Raw genomic sequence first — 20,509 nt, 5'->3', positions numbered from 1 at the left:
TATAGTCCGAGCCCAGTATTTTCCATCAACTAATATCTGCCGACAGCCCCCCAACCCACATGCCTGCGCCTTGCGCGCGGTCGGCGGTGATCGTCCTGCAATGGTGCCTTTCAGGCTACCGTCGAGCGATGTTATTTTGCTGTCTGACATTGTGTTCTCCCTTTTTAGGTTGTTATTCGGGCGCGCGAGAGACGCGCCTATTCGCACCAAAGGATTCGCCCCTCGCGAACCCAGAAGTGAGACCTGCATCCTGACTTTCGCCAGACTGATGGGTGCAGCGACGGCTCTCCGGCCTTGTTGACGCTGACATCCCAGCGCGGCCGAGCTTCCTCGAGGATCACTCACCTGTCTCCGCATCCACAGGGGCAGCGCATGCCGACGCTCCAATCGTCACCGCCGTCTCGTGCGAGAATAAGGTCGCGAGCGGGCAGATCATGCGGAAGCTCGTCGCCCTCGATGATCACCAGCCGACGGGCGGGGCCGTATTTCCCCCACAGTTTCCGAAACCAGCGAGTGATCTTCATCCGGCGACCTTCTTTGGCTTGCGAAACAGTGGCAGGCCCAACAACGGCTCGGCGGCTCCTCGACCAAGCAGCGCGTTTTCGCCCCGGTCGAAGTCGTCCTCCGTGTAATGATCCTCATCGCAGGCCGCGAGGCTGAACGAGACCCGGGCGTAGTTGCGGTTCGGCTCCTGCCGATAGGGATAGGCGCGAGCGATGAACTCGTTGACCAATGCCGCAGAGGCTCTCATGTTGAGCGTAATCACCGAAGGCGCCTCTTCGTGGATTCCCTTAATGTATCCTGCGGCGAGTTCGTCCTGGAATGCGGCCGGGTCGGTGCGCAGCAGATACTCGGCCCGCAAGCTTTCCTGCGTGTACACGCCACGATCGGAAAGCGTGGAACCGCCGGGCTGAACGTAATCGATCCGACCGCTGACATCGGCGATTGCAACCTTGCCGTCATCAAGGAACGTCGGGATCGTGACACCGACATCAAAGAGCGGGATGAGGAACGCCGTAGCGATGAGGTCGGCATACTGGCGGCCCTCCTTGCTGTCCACGCAGCAGAAAATGACATCGCATTGGCTAACAGCCTCGATTGCCTCCCTGGTTCCGATAGTGTGGCAGATGTGGGCGGCAACGCCGTCACCGCGATGTTCCGCAATGGCAGCGGAAAACATCTCGACCTTCGAACGACCCTGTTCGGCGTCGGCGGAAGTCGCATTGAGGATGCGGTTGAGGTTCTTCTTTTCAATCTTGTCGGGGTCGACAAGAGTGACGGAGCCGAAGCCGAGGCGCGCGACCTGCTCGGCGGAAATCGACCCCGTTCCGGATACGCCGATCACGGCCGCGGACAGGCGAGAGAGTTCCTCGGTCATCGAACCCGTGAAGGCAAGAGGGCGGCCGGCCGGGACGCCGTTGACGATGCGATCGTTCCACCAGTAGCTGATATCGTCGCCGGCGACCGTCACCAGATCCACGGGCTGCGAAGACATGTCGGGAGCGTACAGACGCGCACGAATTGCGCCTTCAGGGGTCATGATCGCCGAGCCGTGGCATTCTCCGAAGGCTTCGAACAAGCCGGGGATCACCCGCGCATCGCTTTCGTTGTCGATATGCGAGAACTGTAGCCAGCCACCTGGATGGGAATGAAGCAGGATGACGACGAGTCCTTCAGGTTCGGCAATATCGATAGCGTCTTCGATGTAGGCGCCCGGCCACACGATGGCGTCCGGCTTGCGAACGGGACAGGCATCGTGCGGCACAAGCAAGGCCTGGCGGACAACAAGACGCTGCCGGGGGCCGGGCGAGGGCGCACAGATCAGGATTGCAGCGGCTTCATTGCCGTCGGACAACAGGTGCGTTTTCAGCAGGGCGTGGGTGACGCCACCCATAGCCAGAGTGCGTTCTGGCCTCATTCGCCGACCTCCTTCAGAAGAGAGGATTCAACCAGTGCAAGGTGGGTAACGACGTTGTCGCGCTGGGGATTCCACGGGACGACATTGCCCCGGTGGCGCGACCAGCGCTGGAAGGACAAGCCGACGATGCTCTGCAGCGCCTCGGTTGCAGGGATCGCAGCTCCATTGACGCGCTGCAGAGGCGGAAACGCATAGAACATGTCGATCTGCGCCTGTGGGTAGGTAGGCGGGATCATCAGTGCGAGTGTCGTGGTCGTGACCGTGTAACCAGCAGGAACCGGGTAGTCGTGAATGATCAGCCAGCGGTGGCCGTCGCTGTTGCGGGTCTCCCAGCGAAGGCCAAGATCGTCCAGATAGGACTCGTCCGCTTCCAGAAGGGCAAAGTCACGGGAAGGCGCAGCGCGCGCCTCACCGTTGCTCACGTCCTTTGCGGTCAGGCGGATCTTCTCGATCCCCGGCGCGCGCAGGTCAATCTCGTCGCCGACCGAAAGCTGACGCTTGGGCTGGCCCGCAACCTTCAGGATGATGATCCAGGCGTTCGGATCGAATCCTGCACGAGTTAGCGCATCGACCACGGAAATGACGGGCGTGGCGGAGACGATCTTCTTGCCCTGCACGTTCAGTTCCCAGACGTCAGGCTTACGGCTGCGGAACTGTTCGATGCCGCCCTTCCTGATCTTGATGATGTCGCCATCTTCGACCAGGCGGTCAGGTTCGTCCGTGCGCTCGAGATAGATGGAGCGGTCGGCGGCGATACGTCCGAGCTTGCGGACCGCGGCGCCAGAGATCTCGTCGGAAGGCCAATCGAGAGCTTCGCCTTCGATAGCAATGCGGTTGCTGCCGTCGCTTGCCGCAACGATGAACTTGCCGCCCTTGCTGAGGTCCGCTTCTTCCTGGGCACGGAGTTCTTCGAGATCGCCGTCGTCACGCCACTGAAGGACGTAGGGGTACCGGTCCGCGTTGAAACCAGCGGTCTTGGCGATCTTGCCACCCGTAGGCGTATTGGTGTCCAGAAGAAAAGCGTGGAAGTTGAGGTCGAGACCCCCGATTTGGACGGTGGTGTTCTTGCCGCGGTCCGTTTCCTGATGTTCGATAGTCATGGTCTGTGATTCCTAGTTGATAAAGTTTGGGAGGACACGTTCGTCCACATTGTTTGCGTGCAACGCCGACGATTCCGACACGAAAAAAGTTTTGTCGGAATCTGCGCGGCCACGCGCAAACAATGTGAAGATCAAGGAGGAGGTCGACACATGAGCAAGAATAAGCGGAGGAGCTGGTGGGACAGCCTGACGAAGAATATTACTCCCCGGAAGAAGCCCTTGTGGTGTTCCGGAATCTTTCCGAAGTCGAGCTAGACAAGCTTGGCCGGATAGCGAGCTTCATTGCGAGTTCTGGGGGTTACGCGCCGCCACAAGAATTGATCAATGAAGCGTTCATTAGGATTGCCGAAGGCAAACGGAAATGGCCGAGGAACATCGCATTCCTGTCGTTTGTCGGTGGCGTCATGAAGAGCCTCGCGACAGACGGGAAATTGATCCCTGAGGAAAGAAAGCTCGTGCGCCTGAAGCAGGGTTTGACTATCGTCAACTCTGAAGACCTCATGACGGTCGCGGCTAACGACGACAGCGCGGATCTTGCCAAGAAGGAACGGCTTGAGAGCGCGATGTCGAAGTTACAGGCACACTTCGCCGGCGACGGCGAGATGGAGATGCTGCTCATGGGTATCGAGGATGGCCTGCGAGGCAAGGAACTGCAGGATGCGGTCGGGGTTGACGTCAAGCGCTTGGAAGCGCTGCGCACCCGCATGAACCGCCACATCGAAAAGCTCGCCAACGAAAGTTGGGCGACAGAAGGACGTCCGTGATGAGCGACCAGAAGAAGGATGCGGTAGACAACTTTATCGACTTCATACTTTCCGATGACACCCCACTTGGACCAGAAGATGCTGCAAATGTGCAGATGGTCAGAGGTGCTATCGAACAAGCGGAAATGAAGCTCGCGAAGTTGCGCTTAGAACGCGCGCGCGCCGGTGCGTTCTCCGGCAATATGGCTCCCAAGTTAAGTGATCTCGACGTTGAACGCGCTAGGGGTCGATACGATCGTGCAAAAGCGGGCGATGCCACTGCAGGTCTTACGCTAGCTGCTCGTTTTGGTAATGGATCTATGGACGATGATCTCGAAGCAATTCTTGAAGATCTCGCGGAATTGGAAGACGAAGATAACGATAATGAAGAGAATTGATCCAATTCCAACGAATTTGTCTCCGAATGCACTACTTCGCTCTTTAGGAATTACCGAGCCTCGCGATATCGATGTAGAAGCAATCGCATACTATGTAGGGCTTCGCGTGAAACGCCGTTGCCTCAAATGCTGTGAGGCAATGATCACAGGTCTCGGAAATAAAGGCATCATCTCTGTCAATTTGGGCGGCATGCCTCAACGTGAACGCTTCTCAATTGCCCATGAACTTGGCCATTGGGCTCATCATCGAGGAGAAACAGTTGCGTGCCGCTCGACCGACATCGGCAAGTTCTCGCAGACCAACACTGTCGAACGGGCTGCGGACCAATATGCGGCTGATCTCTTGATGCCATGGCCCATGTTTAAGACCGAATGCCGCAAGCATCGAACGTTGAACCTGAATGCATTGAAAGAGGTGGCGGGAGAGTTCAAAACTAGCCTCACCGCCACGCTGATCAGGATGATCGACAGTGACATCTATCCGGCATCGATGGTCATATGTCATGGCACCACTGGGAGGAAATGGCACAGATCTGCTCCCAAGATGAATAACCGATGGTTTCCCAGAGAGGAATTGGATGCGGAGAGCTTCGCGTTCCAATTACTCCACAGTCAGAACCAGGAGGAGCAGCGTTTCCCCCGAAAAATCGGCGCGGACGCTTGGTTCGATAAAGCTTGGGCATCGAGATACGAGATCACCGAGCAGTCGTTTCGAATCCCCGGAGAAGGCGTCGTGACTATCTTGAACCTCGACCCCAACATGGTGGGGTAAGGCTCGTACTGCTATTCCCGGGTCAGCGCTGGAAAGACTGGGCGTACGCCAACCAACCCCGGCGCCGGACGGCCTTGTCCACCGCTTCAACGATGTCAGGCCGATCGGTCTTGAACAGGGATGTATTCCCCGTAAAGCCATCATAACCATATCGATCTGCCGCGCCGGCCGCCAGCAATTGGCACCATTCGCGAATAGACGCGATGCGGGTAAGCAAAGCTTCTCGATCGAGACTCTGGCCCGTTTGCTGGCCGTGAAAGATCTTCTGTCTGTTCCGATAGCAGACCCCGATCTCCTTCTTGAGAATTCGGTATCGATCGCCGATCAAGTCGCCGACAGAAACGCCACTCAAGTGATGTATCGCTCCTATGAAGCTGTTGTAGTCGAGACTTCCATGCCCATAGAAAGCCTCGCGGATCTTCCCGGCATCGGCGGCTTTGATGTCCGATGCTTGGTAGATGAGATTAGCTGTGAGCTTCCGCAGCTGCCTCTCGAACTTGATCCAAGCGAGACAGAAACCGTCCACGCCTCTGCTTTCGCACTCCGATTCAAGCAGAAGATCAACCGACTTAAACTCGCTCTCGAAACCGCGGCTCATTAATCCCCCTCGCTTTGACCTATCAGAGTTCGCTTCCCAGCTGCCCTTAATAGAACATTTTAGGGTCCTTGACGCCTCCCTCAATGTTCTATATTCGTTCGCGTCCATGAGAACCTTCGCACACACCTTGCTCCGAATACGCTGACGACGTCCGGCTCTGTCCGGTGTCACCCACTTTGCGTTTTCGATTTCGAGGGATGCCATGAAGAGTATCTCGCATGAAGGCCGCAGGAGCGATGTCGCTCCACGTCCGGTCACACTACCTGCAATTTCCCACACCGAAGCCACTATCAAGTGCGTCGGCCCCGCTTTGTTTCGCTCCGAGCATGCGAGGGATTTCGCCTGCCTGCTCGATCTCGATCCCGATGTCGTCCAGTGGAGTCCGGCGCCGCCTATCCTCCGGGAAGGCGACGATCACTACCAACTCGACTTCGTCGTCATCACCGAAATCGGGTCCTTCCTGATCGATGTCGGACGCGAAGAGCCGATGCCGCCGTCCTGGGTGACAGCACTCGCTGAATCCATGGGTCATCAATATCGTCCTGTTGTCATGGCTGAGTTCGACGGCAGCTTCCGCCTCCGGAACGCCAAGGATCTCCTACGATATGGCTTCTATAGGCCGCCGCTCGGCGACAGGATTCGACTTCTCGCCGCATTGGACGACATGGGATCGCTGACGGTGGCCGAATGCATGTCGGCCGTGAGGGAAGGGCGGCCGATGCCGACCGTGGCCGCGCTCATTCTCCAAGGTTTCCTGGAGATCGATCTGGACGATGCCCTGATCGGCCCGGAGACGCAGGTGCGCCGGATACGGAGCTGACGTGACGCGCTGACGCGCAGGATTCAACGTCATCATCCAGCTATTTCCGGGAACACATGAAATGAAGATTTCTCGCACTCGGCAGGGATTCAGCCTGCCGGAATACATCGCCTATGGCGGCATCAGCCGCGCCATCCGCGCCTATGACCGCGCCGACCGCTTCGCCATCGCCCTCGTGCTTTCGAAGTGGGAGGAGAAGGGCACATACCTCAGGGCGGCGGCCGCCTATCTGAATCCTCTCGCCGACTTCCGAATTTCGGATCGCGTCTACATCGGCGATGCGAAGGAAGAGACTTACGACACGATCCTCGACGAACTCGGAAACAAGAAGACCATCATCCTCTACAGGGACGAGGAGGACATCCCTGACGAAATCCGCATTGCGTTCGATGCCGTCGTGCGCGTGGACGCGCCGACGACCAGACAGGTGAGCGGCGTCGTTAAATGGGTCTACCACATCGACATCTCGCCAGAAGAGGCGGGAGTCCTTGCCCGCAGCAACTGGCGTCGTCTGAAACTCGCAGTAATGCGCGGTCGACCCATGTCGCGAGTGCTGACGATGCTCCAAAAGATCGAAGCCCTTCGCGCGGCCGAAGAGGCATCTCAAGGCAGCTCCGTCAGAACTTCCGTCGCCAACGTGCTTGAAGCCGCCTTGGAGGACATGTCGGGCTATGGCGAGGCGAAGGATTGGGGGCTGGATCTTGCTCGCGATATTGCCGACTGGCGTATCGGCACGATCTCCTGGGAGGAGGTTGACAAGGGTATCCTGCTTTCCGGACCGCCGGGTGTCGGGAAGACCATCTTCTCACGCGCTCTGGCAGCGACGTGCAACATGGAGCTGGTTTCAGCTTCTTATGCCAAATGGCAAGCCCGCGGTCATCTCGGGGATTTTCTGAAAGCGATGCAGGCGAGCTTTGTGGAGGCGAAGAAGAAAGCGCCGTCGATCCTCTTCATCGATGAACTCGATGCCTTCGGTGATCGAGCCTCCACGGGAAGCAGCGACAATGCGAGCTACGACATCAAGGCCATCAATGGCCTCTTGGAGCAGCTCGATGGTCTTGAGGGCAGGGAGGGCGTCGTCGTGGTTGGCGCGTGCAACCATCCGGACTGGATCGATGCTGCGATCACCAGGCCCGGACGGCTTGATCGGCACGTGCGCATTCCGCTGCCGGATCTCGAAGCACGCGCGGGTATCTTCCGCATGCATCTGCGTGGTGCTTTCACGGATGACGAGCACCGGGCGTTCGCAGAAGCCACCGAAGGCATGACGGGCGCCGGGATCGAGCAGATCGTGAGGGAAGCCAGACGCACCGCGCGCAGGCGTCGCCAGAAGCTTTCGGGAGGGGACGTGTTCCGCCACGTTCCTCCGATCGTGATCATTCCGCCGCAGGTCGTTCGCGTGAATTCCATCCACGAGATCGGTCACTCAGTGGTGGGCGCCGTTCTCGGTATGAACCTCGAAAAGGTTTCCATCTCGAAGACACTCAGGCTCGCACCACAGCATCAGTCGGTCGGGAGGGCGGTGTTCAAGCGAGACCCGTGGGCACGGCGTACGAAGGAACACTATCTCGATATCATCGCAATGACGGTCTCAGGCATGGCCGCGGAACAGCTGTTCCTTGGTTGCTGGGACGATGGCTCCTCCGGTGGGGCCGGATCCGACCTTCACGAAGCCACGAAGACAGCCATTGCCCTGGAGCGATCCTTCGGTATGGGCCAGAAGCTCGCTTCCTATGGTCCGATCGACGACAGGATTGCCAGCGAGATCAAATCGCTCGATGCATCCCTCATGGCGCAGGTCGATGCCATTCTGCTGAGCCAGCTCGACCGCGCGATGATGATCCTCGAACGGCATCGAGAAGCGTGCCTCAGGCTCGTTGACGAACTTGCAGAGCGGGGCGAATTGGCAGGCCGTGAAGTGGTGGATGCGCTTGATACCGACGGCGACGACTGCGTTGCAGTTTCGAGAGGCTACGGCTAGCGGTTATTGCGCCAATTGCCCGATCAGCGCCGTCCATATGGTTGGCCCGCAGGCCCGCTGCCTAGTTCGAGGCTGCGGGCTTCTCCTTGGGAGCGGGCTTTAGGAGGCTCGGATCGACTGGGCAACAGGCCCACACCGCCGGAAAAGATGACGATTGCCGGGCAAACTCGCTGCTTTGTTTGCAAAACCACGAGAGCACCTCAAGCGTCCGCTGGAAATTCTCTTCGACGGGCTTGCAAATGATGTTCTTGTGGTGGGCCACATTGTTTCGGAAGGCCCGCACGTCGTCAACGCCATCGTGGATCGTCTGCAGCGTGGCGCCGCGCGGGAAGCTAGTGCTGTAGGTGTGGAGAGGACGGCTCCAAAGCTCGTTGGCGAACCTCGAGGTGAAGACGTTGACCCAGAAGCCGAAAGGAAGCTCGCTTGTGATGTAGTTCGACAGGTCGCCGCTCTTGCCAGCCTTGACCTCGTCTTGATAGGCGCGATCCAGTGTAAGTGCCATCTGAGAGTTTGCGCCGCCCAGCTTTCGGATAAGCGCCGGGGATTCATACCACTTCGGAGTCTTGTAAAAGGCCCGAATGCGCTGCAGCGCAAAGTTTCTGATTGCCACTTCGGCGATGTGCAGGGTAGGGAGAATGGAAGCCGCTACGGCCGCATTCCAAGTATGTAGACGAAGCGCGAGCCGCTTGTCGCTTCCGGCAATGGTGGCATATCGGGAAATCCGGGGCGTGCTGACGGTTGCATTGAGCGTGACGATAGTTTTATCGGCCAGCAATTTTCCGTCTTGAATCCAGCGATCGGCCGCTATATACGTAGAACATGCGCTGAGGGGCACCTTCCCTGTCTGGTTCGCGCCAGATACATCTGCCTCAGACACTGATATGAGGATCGGGCCTACGGGTGCCGATCCTTTTTCGTTTCCGGCCACTGCTTCTGCAACTTCCATCCAGTCATTCTCCTTCCAGTAGTCCGCATATAGTCCGCGACTAGACCCTTTGTCTACTTCACCCTGGAACAGAGAAGGTGTCCACTTCGTATGGTCCGATCGACGGCAGGCTTGATTCGGCCCTCATGGCGTCGGCCCATGCAATTCCACGGGTTGGCCAAGACCGCGTATCATTGACCGAAGAGGATTAGGTCTGGCATGACGCATGAGCAACCGAAGCGCCGCGATGGAAGGTCTTCGATACCTCGACTTCATATGGGATCGTCTTCGTTCGATGGCAGATGGCTCGGCGCCGTCCGCTGCCGTCCACCTTGCCACGGTAAGCAGCACAGGCTCTCCCGGGTTACGGACAGTCATTGGACGGGAGGCCAGCTTCGACGAGGCCACGGTCTCCTTCATCACTGACATCCGGTCGACGAAGATCAAAGATATCCGCCGCGACCCTCGAGTCTCCGCGATTGCATACGAGCTTGAGAGCCGCGTTCAGATCAAGCTCGCAGGCACCGCAGCGATCGTGGAAGACGAGGATGCCCGGCGTGCGATGTGGGAACGGCTGAAGCCGCATACCCGCAAACAGTTCGAAGCGGACTTACCTCCCGGTATCGCCCTATATTCCGCCAACGGCGCCCCGATGAGTTGGGAGGATGACGGCGGAAGTCCCAAGGAACCGTACGAACGCTTCGCGCTGGTTTCGATCTCAGTGACCAGTGTCGAATGGCTGGACGTCTCGAGTGCAGAGCATCTGAGATACGCCTTCTATCGAGATCGGCGACCGAAATGGCATGGCATCCGGATTTCGCCTTGATTTCACGCTTCGGGCTCGGTACGCGTTCTCTCCATGAAATCACGACTACCGGGTCAGCTAACTAGCTGGACGGCCGTGAGAGCGCCCCAAGGACTCCGGGACAGCGGTGAAAGATCCGTCCTCCCGGAGTTTCGTTTCACCGCTGTCAGGCGGCTCTTGTATTGATCTTCTTCAGATATTGAAACGCAGGAAGACCGGAAACCTCGTCAGTGACCGGCGTTGGCATTCCCGACAGAACCTTTGAAGCGATCTTATGCGAAGCGTCGTTGTCGGCTCCGATAATCGCCTCGATGTAGAACGTCGTTATAGGTGTCCGGCTGAAGCCGTTGACCAACTCCTTGATTGAGGCGGCAACGATGTCCTTGCCTTTTCCCTGCCCGCGAAGCTTCTCCGGCACCGCATAGCCGAGATGGAAGCATCTGATCCGGTCGATGGGTTCGACCACCGCGAATATCGCCATTGCGGTGACCGTCTTGCCGTCCAGCTTAACATATGTGAAGCGAGGGGTTCCGGCGGGCCGATCGACGTGGACAAAGAGGTTGGGATCGGTCTCGCAGCGCTGAAGATCTATGCTTCCTCGCTTCAGCTCCTGCTGAAACGAAATCAAAGCCGTCATCGGGTCAGTCATTGCGGGCATCGTATTCCTCCACGTTCAAGGTGGCGTACAGATGTGGTCGACATCTCACGCTTTTAAGATGTCTTGATCGATATTTTGCAACGTGGAAAGGTGCCGCCGCGAGCAACCGTCAGCAGGAGCATCGACAGCGAGATGGATAATGTGGAAGTCCCTGACGACGATAGCTTCCTGAAGGTCGAGACCATCTTCAGCAAACACCCCGAGTGGCCTGAGGTTCTCGATTTCTCGGTCGTTCTGAGAAGGTATCCGCCCGATGAGGACATCGGTGGTCCATCGCTTGCCCATCTCAAGGGTTTTCTGTACCAGCCGGGATACCTCCCGGATGAGGACGAAGGCTACTTCGACGTCTTCGATGAGCGGAGCCATCATGCAATGGTCGCTTATCAGATCCTCGTCGATGATCGTGACCTCGTCGCAAAGGCGCTGAAGAAGGATGCCGATCTCGATGAACTTCAGTCGGTCGCCTATCTGGAACGGCTATGGGTGAACCCGTCATTGCGAGGGCACGGCATCGCTCTCAGGCTGTTCCGAGAAGCCCAGCACGTCCTCAGTCGTCCTGGGCTTCTGGTGATGGTGAAAGCGCATCCTGATGATCTCGATGATGGCGGCAATCAGAAGCTTGGCGCCTATTATCGGTCGGAGAAGCAACTGCGCTTCCGGTCAATTTCGAAGAAGCACGAAGGATGGCTCGTCGCTGCCTGGCAGGATCCTGTTATCAACGAGAAGGACGAAAGCTTTCTCGATCTGGATGTCAGGGAGACGACTGCGGTAGACAAGAACGACTAAACAGCCGCTTCATCGGCCGAACAGCCATCCGAGCAGGCCGCGGCGCTTCGGAGTGTAGGGCTGCGGGTCTGGACGGCTCTCGACCCTGGTGTTCGAGCTGAGTTCGCCGAACAGCAAGTCCATCCGCTCGTCGTCCTCCCGCTTCCTGTCGGCCTTGATCCGCTCGATATCGGCGGCCAGCATGTCTTCATACAGCTCCGAGGCGGTAGAGTGGTTGGACGGTTCTCCCCAGAGTTCCTTCATCCACTTGCGATCTGTTGCCCCGAGAAGGGGCAAGCGTTCGTTGCCTATTCGATGATAGGCCAGATCAAGGGATGCAAGCCGGGCGTAAGGGATGCGCCCTATGTAGCCGTAATCCGTGTAGCTCCACATTGCCGCAAGGTGGTGCAGTTCCCTGAGCAGATCCTCGTAGTCCGTTTTCTCCTTCCGTGCCTTCCTGATCTTAGTCCGGAGAGCAATCGCCATCTCCCGCCACGCTGCCGGGAGCGGCAGGTGGCGGCGGGCCATAGCATAACGTTGGTCAGGATCGTCCTTGATGCGATCAAGGGCGTCTGCCCAGAACTCACCATTCTCAGGTGCCGGACCTGTTGCCTGTGCAACAAAGCTTCCGTCCGGCTTATGCCGACCGACTACTTCCCACATCCCGCGGTCGAGCGAACGGGCCTCTTCGTCGGTTTCGGTGTCGACCCATTGAGCGGTCATTCGGCGGCATTCTCTTCTTCGGCCGCCTCGATCGCAGCGCGAACACGTCTCGAAGGACGAACTGCTGGATCCGGTCGCGCGTAGTCGGGAGCATGGAAGTATTGCTGGCGCCCGCCAAACCAGATCATTCGCGCGGGCAGATCGTAATCCGGATAGTCGATCAGGTCCGGCCAATCGGGATGCGGGCGGTTCTTTCGGAGTGTTGCGTAGTCGGTCTTAAACCAGCGGTTCAGGACGGTGACACTTCTTGAAGGAAGGGCTTTCGTTTTCATTTCGTTGAGGGGAAGCTGCATGAAGCGGGCATGAAGCCACTCCGCGAAATCCAGCGTGGTCTTTGTTGCCTTCAGGCGCTTGCCGGAGGGTTCGGCTGTTGCGATCTCACCAAGCCAGATTACGCGCTCTTGTGTGACCTCTCTGAGCTTATGATGCCCTTCCTGCATCCGAGTATGTACATTGCTGCCGATCCCGATGTACTGCATGCTCACCTTCCGTTGATACGGACGCTTGCCAATGCACATGTAGAGTCCATCGCCATAGTCGCGGCGAGCAGCCGCCCTCGCGTCATCGAGGCCTCGGTAAGGACCATACCAATTGACCGCGATCATTAGATGCTTGGATATCATTTCGCCCCACAAGAATTGCCGACCGATGAGGTTCAGCCGCTAAATATCGCTGAACTTATACAGTCGTGATTAAAGCAAGCTTGCCTGCATCGTCCTTGGAGACGATTGCAATAATCACGCTTTCGGGGACGTAAAGGCCGCTCGGGTGTGCCTCTCAAGAATGTCGGCGGCGCAGGCCGAAATCTGCTTGCCTCTCCTGAAATCGGGTAGTTTCCCCATCCGATATTGGCGTTCCCATTAATCTGACGATGGCACCGTCCCTTTGCAGAAAGCAGGGGGTAAAATGCCTGTTCAACACGGATGGAATTCATGGTCGGCCGAAGCGTCCCGGCTACCGCGGAATGAAGTCAGCGCCGCACATCCTATCCGGCGGAGGGCGTCATGAATCTTAAACAGTTCAAGGAAGATTCAGACAAGCTCAGGCTTGCCCCAGCTTTCCCAGGACCACAGGCTCTTTCGAAGCCGGAGGAGTTCCCGAAGAACGTTCGGATTGTCGAAGGAACGGTCAAGGAAACAGGAACCCAGGCATCGCAGGGGCTGAACGAGAAACACGAAAATCTCGTAAAATACGCATACATCGTCATCGAGACGGACAAGGACATCTTCAAGGTGGAGCATGTCGTCACGAACGTTGCCGTTCGCTCCGAGGTCGCGATCGGCAACGAATGCAAGTTCTTTTTCGTTTCCCGCTGGAACGGATCCAGCAACGACAATTTTCTCGTTGCCACGCAAAGTCAGGCGCGCGGCACGAACATGTATTCGCCTTTGTCGTTCACCATGTCCGTTCTTGTGAACCTCTATCGAGGTTTTGCTGTCGGGGCGACGTATGTCGTCAGCTTCGTGACCGTAACTCTCGCGTCGCCGCTCATCTGGGCGCACTACCCATTCTGGACATGCGCGAAGATCGCGCTGATCCCCGCTGTCCTGATGGCCATTGCTCTGTTCAGCATGTCCGGCGCCGGACGTGTTCGTAGCTCGACGCAGCTAGTCCACAAGAAGCTAAAGAGCACGAAGATCAGTGAGGAAATGTACGACGGCCGGGAAATGAAGGTGTTCTGATGCGTATCGATGAGGCCGACCACAAAAGAAAGAAGGCCATGAGCCTTGTTGTCGGCGCCGCCTTGGTCGCTGCGGTAGTTTTGCCACTGCTCTACGTGGCGGTGGGCTCGATAATCGCCATTGTTCGCATAGTTCTGGGATGATCGGAAGCTTTCGCGGCGGCAGGGTCATTCGTCCCGCTTGCCGACACCAGCAATGCCCGCCGAGATCCACATCGCCAGGAGGTGCGCGATGTTCCTAGCGCCGAAGGCGGACTTCAGCCGTTCGATCCTGTGCTCGACCGTCCGCGGCGACAAGCTCACGGCCTCGGCGATTTCCCTTATGGAGGCGCCTTCGCCGAGCAATTGAACGATGCCGAGGTCGACATCGTCCGTTCCCTCCGCCCTCGATCCTGCAGGCAACAGGAAGTGTACGTCGACAAGACCGATGCACCATGTACTCCAACCTAACGAGTTCTTCTGCGGCAGGACGATCCGCTGATAAGCCGCATGCATGCCGAGGATTCGTGCCACGACGTTTCCGATTGACGGGCGTTGTCGCTCGACGGCAGTGATATAGGCCGGAGCCATGATTTCATGGAGATATTTCTGATCTGGGAAATCGGCGAATGACTGTGACTGCTCCAATAGTCCGATATCGGCAAACCCCGACGGCAGACTGTAGTTTTTGATGATGTCGATGCGGAAGTCCGGTGTACTCCTCGACCCGGTGTCCACAACGAGCAAGATCATGCTGGGCCGCAGCATGCCAAGGACCGCGGCGTAGATGTCCTCCGGGCTTCCAAGGCCGTCGGGACCGGAAATCCAGGAATCCATGAGCAATCGGGAAATCTGCTTGAACGTCGCCCGCGGCTTCATTGCAGGGCCCAGGCAGGATCCGCAGTACGGAATCCTTCTTTTGACGACAGAAACGAACGGATTTGTCACGTCACAGGAAGCCGTTTTGTTTCATGCGTAACCCGTTGTCATTGTTGCCGATAATGATTTTTCAGTTTTCCCAGATGCTTGCCCTGCGAATCCGTTCGTTTCTGTCAAGCCGATCTGGGGGCGCAAGACGGATTTGGAAGGACTCATGACAAGGATTGGATACGCGCGAGTGTCGACGGTGGACCAGCATCTGGATTTGCAGAGAAATGCTCTCCTAAGCGCAGGCTGTGCGAAGATTTTCGAGGATCATGGTGTTTCCGGAAGCCGAGACACGAGATGCGGGCTGTCCTCCATGATGAAGTCACTTCGGAAAGGTGACGTTCTGGTCGTCTGGAGGCTGGATCGATTGGGTAGGTCGATCCGCCACCTGATTTCCGTGATCGATGATCTGAAGCGGCGGGGAATAGAATTCCAATCCCTGACGGAAAACATCGATACGTCATCAGCGGGTGGAAAGCTGATCTTTTACATTCTGGCGGCTCTTGCTGAGTTCGAGAAATCCCTGATCCGAGAGAGGACCATCGCGGGCATCCAGGCGGCGAAGGCTCGCGGTAAACATCCCGGGAGGCGTCCGGCATTGAGCTCGGCGCAGTGCTACGAAATCCGCGAAGCAGTGGATTCGGGAACGTCAATCCGGGATCTCGCTCATCGATACGATGTCCACCCCAGAACCGTGCTCCGTGGGATTGAACGTCTGGAATTGGCGCAGGCCCCTTGATGACACTCTACTGGAACAGGCTGAGAACTGTCTGGGGTGAGCTGTTCGCGATGGCGAGCGAGTTCAGGACAAGCTGCTGCCTTACCTGCTCGGCCGCAAGCTTCGCCGACACCTCTTCCATGTCGGCATCGATGAGCCTCGAAACACCGGAATTGATACTGTCGAGCAGGTTGCTCGCAAACTGGTCCTGAATGCTGTTGCGTTTCTGGAGCGATCCGAGGGTGGATCCTGCGGTCGTCAACTTGCCGAGCATCGACTCGACGCCGCTCAGGTAGTAGTCGAGGTTCGCGGAGCTGGACGTGATGTCGACGTCGAGGAGGTTGAAGTCAGGAAGCACCCCCAGATTGTCGGAGGCCGGGCCGATGCCGAAGGATGTCTTGCTTCCCGCTTCGGGGTGCACGGTGTCGTCGATCTCGTAGAGAATGTGGGTTCCCTGGTTCGAGGCTTTCACGCCAACGTTCTGGGCGGTCATCGCCGCGTTCAGCACCGTCACGAGATCGTCTGCCGACGAGATGACACCATCTGCTGTTCCGAGCGCGTTGTCGACGTCCTGGCGGTTGATCGACACGGTCGTCGACGTTCCGTTGACGGTGACGGGAAGGTAGAGAACCGCCGAGGTGTGTACGTTGAATGGGCCGTCGAAGAAGCTGATAAGTTTCGGACGGTCGCCGTAGTCGGTTCCCGTCGTGGTGAGTCCGCCCGTACTCCCGCTTGCAAGCGTCGAATTGACGCTCGTCACCTGGATCGAAGACCCGGGAAGGCCCGAAGTCTCGGCCGAAAGAAGCGCGTAGCCGTCAGTCGTTCCGCTCACCGTGGAGAACTGTGCTCCGACGGGGGCCAGGGCCGCGCGCATCACCCCGGCGAACTGGTCGCGGGTGGAGATGACACCGTTCAGCGACGGGTAGACTTGGTCGACGAGCGAGCGGTTGATCGTGACGCTGACCGCCGTTCCAGAACCCGGCGACGCAGTCGTGGATGGGTCGTCGGCGTCGAGCACCATGTCGAAGGTGATCGCCGTCGTGTTGTCGGTGAAGACCAGAGGGCCGTTGAACGTGAACTTCTGGATCGAGCCGCCGCCGTACGTGAACGCGTCGGTGTAGCGCAGGCCGCCGATTGTACCTGTACTCCTGTCGTCCTTCTGCAGGGCGCCGCCGCCCGTCGTGTTGAAGAGAGAGATCTTCGAGAGATCGATCGGAACGGTCGTCACCCGCACGCCGGTATCGTCGCGGACAAACCCAGATACAACGCTCGTGGAAGTCTGAGCGGTGTCGTAGATATCAGCAATGTCTGTCGACAGCCAGTTCTGGCCGTTGAAGCTTGCCGAACTGGAGATTGAGACGGCTTGCTGCGCGAGTTGGTCGAGTTCGCCCTGGACCTTGGACTTGTCGACCCCGGCTTCCGTTGCCGCGACCAGCTTCGCCTTGAACTCGCTGACGATGGAAATGGCGGACTCAATCCCGGCATATGCCGTGTCGGTCTTAGCGGAGCCGAGTGCTATCGCATCCTTTGCGGCGCCGATGGCTTTCGCATCGGACTTCATCGTCGTCGAGATGGACCAGTATGCGGCATTGTCAGACGCGGAACCGATGCGCAACCCGCTGGATGCCTGGTTCTGGTAGCGGGTCAGATCTTTGGCCGACGCCCTCATCAGGGCTACGGCGTTCATTGCACTTGTGTTCGTCAGGATACTTGTCATGACCACCGCTAAAAATGGATCGATTTTAGTCGGTCGTCATGTACCGGGCCGCGGGAACTCCGCCGTCAGAACATGTCTGGACGACGTTAATGAATCTGGCAGAATTGCATGGGGGAACTACCCGATTTAAATGCAGCCGCGGAAAATTCGCTCAAGCAGAAATTGTTTCCTGTGACCGTGCACTTGATAGCCGGAGGAAGCAAACTCAACCCCCGCGCAGGGCGATCTCTACCGATCGCCGGCCAAACAGCCGAACATGCGAAAGTCGTGGAAGGCATCTTTGAACCGCGCCTTCTGCCTGAGCGTGCCTTCATATTGAAATCCCGTCTTTTCAAGGACCCGATCGGAGGCGGTGTTTCCCGGCAGCGTCCAGGCCTCAATGCGATTGAGGGAAAAAACGTCGAAGCCGCATTGGACGACAGCCTTTGCCGCTTCACTCATGAGCCCTTTGCCCCAAGCCGAGGGATGCAGTTCATACCCGAGCTCGGCACAACTGGCGCGCCGGTCGATACTGTTGAAGCGGATGGCACCGAGCAAATGGCCGGAAGCCCCATCCTCAATGATCCATGTACAGCCCGCACCCTTCGGGAAGATTTTGCACATCCATCGAAGCGAGCGCTCGATCTGCGCCTTCTTCGGCGCATCGACCCAGTTCGAGAACCGTGTGACCTCCGGAATCGAAATTAAGGCATGGAAATCGTCGCAATCATCCATGCGCGCTTCGCGAAGCCGCAGCCGGTCAGTCACAAGTGTGGGAAACTCGTCTTTTGGCGGCGCCATTCTCACGCCTTCAGGAAGTTGGCGAGAATGATCTCGCGCCAGACACGCGTCGGCGTTATCCAGGCATCCCATGCATTGTATTTGCCGGAATAGATAACGGCGGCTATCCCCGCATCGGGCATCAGCCAGAGCCTTTGACCACCGTTTCCGAAGCCCGCATACCACGGGCGCGGGGCATCAAACGCCGGCACCGGCGCATCGCCACAAAACCATAATCTGCCATAACTCAAACCGTCCCCGGTCGAAATCGCCGGCGCGAGGGATTGTGCGATCCACTCCTCCGAGACGATCCCCTGGCCGTTCCACACGCCCTTCTGGAGGAACAGCATGCCGATCTTCAGCAAATCGGGGGCAGTGAGGCGTAGCCCGGACGCCGCTGACGCCACGCCGTCATGGCCGGCCGACCAGTTGAACTTCGCAATGTCGAGCGGCTCGAAAAGAACCTCTCGTGCGAAATCGGGCAGGCGCTTGCCCGTGCCGCGCTCGATGATCGCCCCCACAAGCGCAACGCTGCCGCCGGAGTAAATCCAACGCGTTCCCGGCTCGGCGATCACCGAACGCTCCAAGACGAAACGATATCGGTCCGGCGCATTCTCCATCGCAATTTCGCTGTTTAGCGGGTCGGTATAGGGGCGATCCTCATCCCACTCCATCCCCAGCGTCATCGTCAGGGCGTGGTCAATGGTGATCCCGGCGCGTGCGGGATCTCGGGCGAGATCGTCATATTCCGGGAACTGCTCATAGAGGGATGCATCCGTTGGCGGCACCAACCCTCTGTCGAGCGCGATCCCATAAAGAAGACCGGCAATGCTCTTGGTGACCGAACGCAGATCGTGCAGCGTATCCGCATCGAAGGCGACGTCGCCGAGTGGATCTCCCCAATTTTCATCGGAACCTACGCCGTAATACTCCATGAAGACCTGCTGGGAACGAGCGGCAAGCACGACATGCAGATCGCGCAGCAGGCCGGATTCGATGCCAGCCGCGAACTTACGGCGAAGGGCCGAATCGAAGCCTACCGACTGCGGGACCTCGCTATCCGAAGCATTCTGCGTCATGCCCATAAATCGCGCCCTCCATTTAAGCGATTTCCAGCCTCAAGCTACAATCGAGCGCGCATTCAACAAGGCAGCAAAACTTGATTTCAGCGCGGAAGCATCGTCGGGCACGTTACGCGCATGCTCGAGATAGGCTTCCATTTTCGCCCCCCGGCAATAAAAATCTCCCGATAAAAATCGAAAAGTGCCTCCTCGAAGGTTTCATCGCCAGTTCAAAGCGAAGGAGGGGCAAGTGAAAAACAAGACAAAGGCGGAGATCGGCCTGTTCTGGTTCGTCGGTGCGGACTTCTCTGAAATCATTGGTTTCAAGAGGCCGGTGGCGGTCATACCAGCATATGGCGGCTTCAAGACGCTCGATGACGGCCATTGCGGCCGCGTTAATTGGTCGGAAGAAGATGGATTGATTCTTCCTCGCCGACCAATTGATCATCGCTGCAGGAAGCTATCGGGAGGTGATTTCGGAATGGGGCCTGTCCAATGACACCCGCGTCATGAGTGACCCTCACTATCGCCGTCACTCGCTGACCACCGCCTTCAAGGAAGGAAACAGGGATGATTGTTGAGATGCAGTCGGCTGCGTATCTTGCCGAGGTCGAGAAGATGCTTGGCCTCAATGGGCTATCGCCGGAAACCGTCGGCGCTCTGTCCGAACCTCAGATCCTTTTCCTGACTGAACAATATAGGAGCGCGCCAGTTCGGGTCATGGTGGTGGGCCAGGAAACCGCTGGCATAGAGGTTCCACTGGCGAACACGGCGGTTGAAGGGGTAGACAGCCTGCTGGAAAGACAACGAAAGGATTTCATCTCGTTCGATTACAACAAGCATTACTCTACGGGACCGTTTTGGCGAGGTTACGATGAGGTGTGCACAGCATTTGGGCTGACTTCTCGACGCGCGGCAGCTTGGACGAACATCAGCAAAGTCCAGCTGTATGACGGCAAGGGAGGAAGCGTCAGCATTGAAGGTCTTGCAGCAGAGGCGAGAATGGAAATCATTCGATGGCAAAGAGCCATGGCGAGGGCTGAGATCGAGTATGCTAAACCCGATGTTATCGTGCATTTCACGGGACGTATGCGTTGGGTCGCAGGACACCTCTATGGAACTGATCATAAGCGGCCGGACGTCATATACCATCAGATCGATGGCGCCGGGGACGTGACAGGCCACATGACCGCGCCGTTCCTTGGAGACACTATCGCGGTATATACCTATCACCCCGCTGGTGGCCGAACGAGCGAAGCCAAAACGCGGACGTCTAATGAGCGCAGGCTTGCTCTCGAGTGGGCAGTGAGAAGGCTGTCGGAGCGTGGGCCTCAACCGTAGGCTATCCCACCGCCTCAAGGCGATTAGCGACTACCCTATCGATCAGTTCGATGAACTTCCCGTTTCCTGTGAACACTTCCAGAAATTGAGCACGGCGTCCTCCAGAGCCTCTTAGCATCC

At 57.8% G+C, this 20,509-nt stretch carries 25 protein-coding genes; 12 read left to right on the top strand and 13 right to left on the bottom strand.

Features of this window, described 5'->3' with window-relative positions; translation table 11 throughout:
* Positions 1 to 197: 197 nt before the first annotated feature.
* The 4 genes from AMK00_RS33055 to AMK00_RS16275 are packed head-to-tail and all read right to left on the bottom strand — an operon-like array spanning position 198 to position 3,018.
* Positions 198 to 341 (bottom strand): DUF6527 family protein, encoded by a 144-nt coding sequence (locus AMK00_RS33055; RefSeq protein ID WP_237350413.1) that lies wholly within the window; start codon positions 339 to 341, stop codon positions 198 to 200.
* Entirely contained in the window at positions 342 to 524 is a 183-nt protein-coding gene (locus AMK00_RS33050) for a hypothetical protein (protein WP_237350412.1), read from the bottom strand.
* Positions 521 to 1,918, bottom strand: coding sequence for a ThiF family adenylyltransferase (locus tag AMK00_RS16280; RefSeq protein ID WP_064811077.1), 1,398 nt, complete (start codon positions 1,916 to 1,918; stop codon positions 521 to 523). The genes AMK00_RS33050 and AMK00_RS16280 overlap by 4 nt, the downstream gene beginning before the upstream one ends.
* Entirely contained in the window at positions 1,915 to 3,018 is a 1,104-nt protein-coding gene (locus AMK00_RS16275) for a multiubiquitin domain-containing protein (protein WP_064811076.1), read from the bottom strand. The genes AMK00_RS16280 and AMK00_RS16275 overlap by 4 nt, the downstream gene beginning before the upstream one ends.
* A gap of 176 nt (positions 3,019 to 3,194) precedes the next feature.
* On the opposite strand from AMK00_RS16275, the gene AMK00_RS16270 reads away from it, so the two are divergent.
* Genes AMK00_RS16270 through AMK00_RS16260 form a run of 3 tightly spaced genes read left to right on the top strand, consistent with a single transcriptional unit; the run spans position 3,195 to position 4,931 of the window.
* Complete coding sequence (locus AMK00_RS16270; RefSeq protein ID WP_064811075.1) at positions 3,195 to 3,782, top strand: hypothetical protein; 588 nt, start codon at positions 3,195 to 3,197, stop codon at positions 3,780 to 3,782.
* A complete protein-coding gene (locus AMK00_RS16265; RefSeq protein ID WP_064811074.1) occupies positions 3,782 to 4,159 on the top strand; it encodes a hypothetical protein in 378 nt (125 codons plus the stop codon). Before AMK00_RS16270 ends, AMK00_RS16265 begins: the two co-directional genes overlap by 1 nt.
* Positions 4,146 to 4,931 (top strand): ImmA/IrrE family metallo-endopeptidase, encoded by a 786-nt coding sequence (locus AMK00_RS16260; RefSeq protein WP_064811073.1) that lies wholly within the window; start codon positions 4,146 to 4,148, stop codon positions 4,929 to 4,931. The genes AMK00_RS16265 and AMK00_RS16260 overlap by 14 nt, the downstream gene beginning before the upstream one ends.
* Positions 4,932 to 4,953: 22 nt before the next feature.
* Here AMK00_RS16260 and AMK00_RS16255 read toward each other — a convergent pair whose 3' ends face one another.
* A complete protein-coding gene (locus tag AMK00_RS16255; protein WP_123876218.1) occupies positions 4,954 to 5,529 on the bottom strand; it encodes a hypothetical protein in 576 nt (191 codons plus the stop codon).
* Positions 5,530 to 5,731: 202 nt separating this feature from the next.
* Here AMK00_RS16255 and AMK00_RS16250 point away from each other — a divergent pair, with 202 nt between their 5' ends.
* Positions 5,732 to 6,349, top strand: a complete 618-nt coding sequence (locus AMK00_RS16250; RefSeq protein ID WP_064811071.1) for a hypothetical protein — start codon at positions 5,732 to 5,734, stop codon at positions 6,347 to 6,349.
* A gap of 61 nt (positions 6,350 to 6,410) precedes the next feature.
* Positions 6,411 to 8,330, top strand: coding sequence for an AAA family ATPase (locus AMK00_RS16245; RefSeq protein WP_064811070.1), 1,920 nt, complete (start codon positions 6,411 to 6,413; stop codon positions 8,328 to 8,330).
* Between the two features lie 61 nt (positions 8,331 to 8,391).
* On the opposite strand, the gene AMK00_RS16240 is transcribed toward AMK00_RS16245, so the two are convergent.
* Positions 8,392 to 9,276, bottom strand: coding sequence for a hypothetical protein (locus tag AMK00_RS16240; protein WP_064811069.1), 885 nt, complete (start codon positions 9,274 to 9,276; stop codon positions 8,392 to 8,394).
* A 205-nt stretch (positions 9,277 to 9,481) separates the two neighbouring features.
* Between AMK00_RS16240 and AMK00_RS16235 the strand changes: the two genes are divergently transcribed.
* Positions 9,482 to 10,081, top strand: coding sequence for a pyridoxamine 5'-phosphate oxidase family protein (locus tag AMK00_RS16235; RefSeq protein ID WP_064811068.1), 600 nt, complete (start codon positions 9,482 to 9,484; stop codon positions 10,079 to 10,081).
* A gap of 145 nt (positions 10,082 to 10,226) precedes the next feature.
* Here AMK00_RS16235 and AMK00_RS16230 read toward each other — a convergent pair whose 3' ends face one another.
* Positions 10,227 to 10,709, bottom strand: a complete 483-nt coding sequence (locus AMK00_RS16230; protein ID WP_123876217.1) for an N-acetyltransferase — start codon at positions 10,707 to 10,709, stop codon at positions 10,227 to 10,229.
* Between the two features lie 141 nt (positions 10,710 to 10,850).
* Between AMK00_RS16230 and AMK00_RS16225 the strand changes: the two genes are divergently transcribed.
* Complete coding sequence (locus AMK00_RS16225) at positions 10,851 to 11,504, top strand: GNAT family N-acetyltransferase (RefSeq protein ID WP_064811066.1); 654 nt, start codon at positions 10,851 to 10,853, stop codon at positions 11,502 to 11,504.
* Positions 11,505 to 11,513: 9 nt separating this feature from the next.
* On the opposite strand, the gene AMK00_RS16220 is transcribed toward AMK00_RS16225, so the two are convergent.
* Both AMK00_RS16220 and AMK00_RS16215 read right to left on the bottom strand, forming a co-directional pair.
* The gene (locus tag AMK00_RS16220; RefSeq protein ID WP_064811065.1) at positions 11,514 to 12,206 is read right to left on the bottom strand and encodes a hypothetical protein; all 693 of its coding nucleotides are present in this window, start codon (positions 12,204 to 12,206) and stop codon (positions 11,514 to 11,516) included.
* On the bottom strand, positions 12,203 to 12,685 hold the full coding sequence (locus AMK00_RS16215) for a hypothetical protein (protein WP_064813942.1): 483 nt from the start codon (positions 12,683 to 12,685) through the stop codon (positions 12,203 to 12,205). The genes AMK00_RS16220 and AMK00_RS16215 overlap by 4 nt, the downstream gene beginning before the upstream one ends.
* 525 nt (positions 12,686 to 13,210) lie before the next feature.
* On the opposite strand from AMK00_RS16215, the gene AMK00_RS16210 reads away from it, so the two are divergent.
* Both AMK00_RS16210 and AMK00_RS32595 read left to right on the top strand, forming a co-directional pair.
* Positions 13,211 to 13,888 carry a hypothetical protein gene (locus AMK00_RS16210; protein ID WP_064811063.1) on the top strand — a complete coding sequence of 226 codons (678 nt, stop codon included), beginning with the start codon at positions 13,211 to 13,213 and terminating at the stop codon, positions 13,886 to 13,888.
* Complete coding sequence (locus AMK00_RS32595; RefSeq protein ID WP_167377202.1) at positions 13,888 to 14,031, top strand: hypothetical protein; 144 nt, start codon at positions 13,888 to 13,890, stop codon at positions 14,029 to 14,031. Before AMK00_RS16210 ends, AMK00_RS32595 begins: the two co-directional genes overlap by 1 nt.
* A 24-nt stretch (positions 14,032 to 14,055) precedes the next feature.
* On the opposite strand, the gene AMK00_RS16205 is transcribed toward AMK00_RS32595, so the two are convergent.
* Positions 14,056 to 14,703 carry a response regulator transcription factor gene (locus AMK00_RS16205; RefSeq protein ID WP_064813940.1) on the bottom strand — a complete coding sequence of 216 codons (648 nt, stop codon included), beginning with the start codon at positions 14,701 to 14,703 and terminating at the stop codon, positions 14,056 to 14,058.
* Positions 14,704 to 14,959: 256 nt separating this feature from the next.
* Here AMK00_RS16205 and AMK00_RS16200 point away from each other — a divergent pair, with 256 nt between their 5' ends.
* The gene (locus tag AMK00_RS16200) at positions 14,960 to 15,532 is read left to right on the top strand and encodes a recombinase family protein (RefSeq protein ID WP_064811061.1); all 573 of its coding nucleotides are present in this window, start codon (positions 14,960 to 14,962) and stop codon (positions 15,530 to 15,532) included.
* Positions 15,533 to 15,539: 7 nt separating this feature from the next.
* On the opposite strand, the gene AMK00_RS16195 is transcribed toward AMK00_RS16200, so the two are convergent.
* The 3 genes from AMK00_RS16195 to AMK00_RS16185 form a co-directional block, all read right to left on the bottom strand.
* Complete coding sequence (locus AMK00_RS16195; RefSeq protein WP_167377201.1) at positions 15,540 to 17,198, bottom strand: flagellin N-terminal helical domain-containing protein; 1,659 nt, start codon at positions 17,196 to 17,198, stop codon at positions 15,540 to 15,542.
* A gap of 258 nt (positions 17,199 to 17,456) precedes the next feature.
* Positions 17,457 to 17,942, bottom strand: coding sequence for a GNAT family N-acetyltransferase (locus AMK00_RS16190; RefSeq protein ID WP_237352965.1), 486 nt, complete (start codon positions 17,940 to 17,942; stop codon positions 17,457 to 17,459).
* A 68-nt stretch (positions 17,943 to 18,010) separates the two neighbouring features.
* Positions 18,011 to 19,072: a serine hydrolase domain-containing protein gene (locus tag AMK00_RS16185; protein WP_082240322.1), complete on the bottom strand. Its 1,062-nt coding sequence runs from the start codon at positions 19,070 to 19,072 to the stop codon at positions 18,011 to 18,013.
* Positions 19,073 to 19,298: 226 nt separating this feature from the next.
* Between AMK00_RS16185 and AMK00_RS16180 the strand changes: the two genes are divergently transcribed.
* Together AMK00_RS16180 and AMK00_RS16175 are read left to right on the top strand one after the other, a co-directional pair.
* Positions 19,299 to 19,547 carry a hypothetical protein gene (locus tag AMK00_RS16180; protein ID WP_064811058.1) on the top strand — a complete coding sequence of 83 codons (249 nt, stop codon included), beginning with the start codon at positions 19,299 to 19,301 and terminating at the stop codon, positions 19,545 to 19,547.
* Positions 19,548 to 19,618: 71 nt separating this feature from the next.
* Positions 19,619 to 20,389 carry a hypothetical protein gene (locus tag AMK00_RS16175; protein WP_064811057.1) on the top strand — a complete coding sequence of 257 codons (771 nt, stop codon included), beginning with the start codon at positions 19,619 to 19,621 and terminating at the stop codon, positions 20,387 to 20,389.
* Positions 20,390 to 20,509: the final 120 nt, after the last annotated feature.

It is taken from the genome of Rhizobium sp. N621, assembly GCF_001664325.1.
In the GTDB taxonomy this organism is placed as follows: domain Bacteria; phylum Pseudomonadota; class Alphaproteobacteria; order Rhizobiales; family Rhizobiaceae; genus Rhizobium; species Rhizobium esperanzae.
Note: the sequence above shows the minus strand (reverse complement) of the source record. Positions and strands in the feature narration are given on the sequence as shown.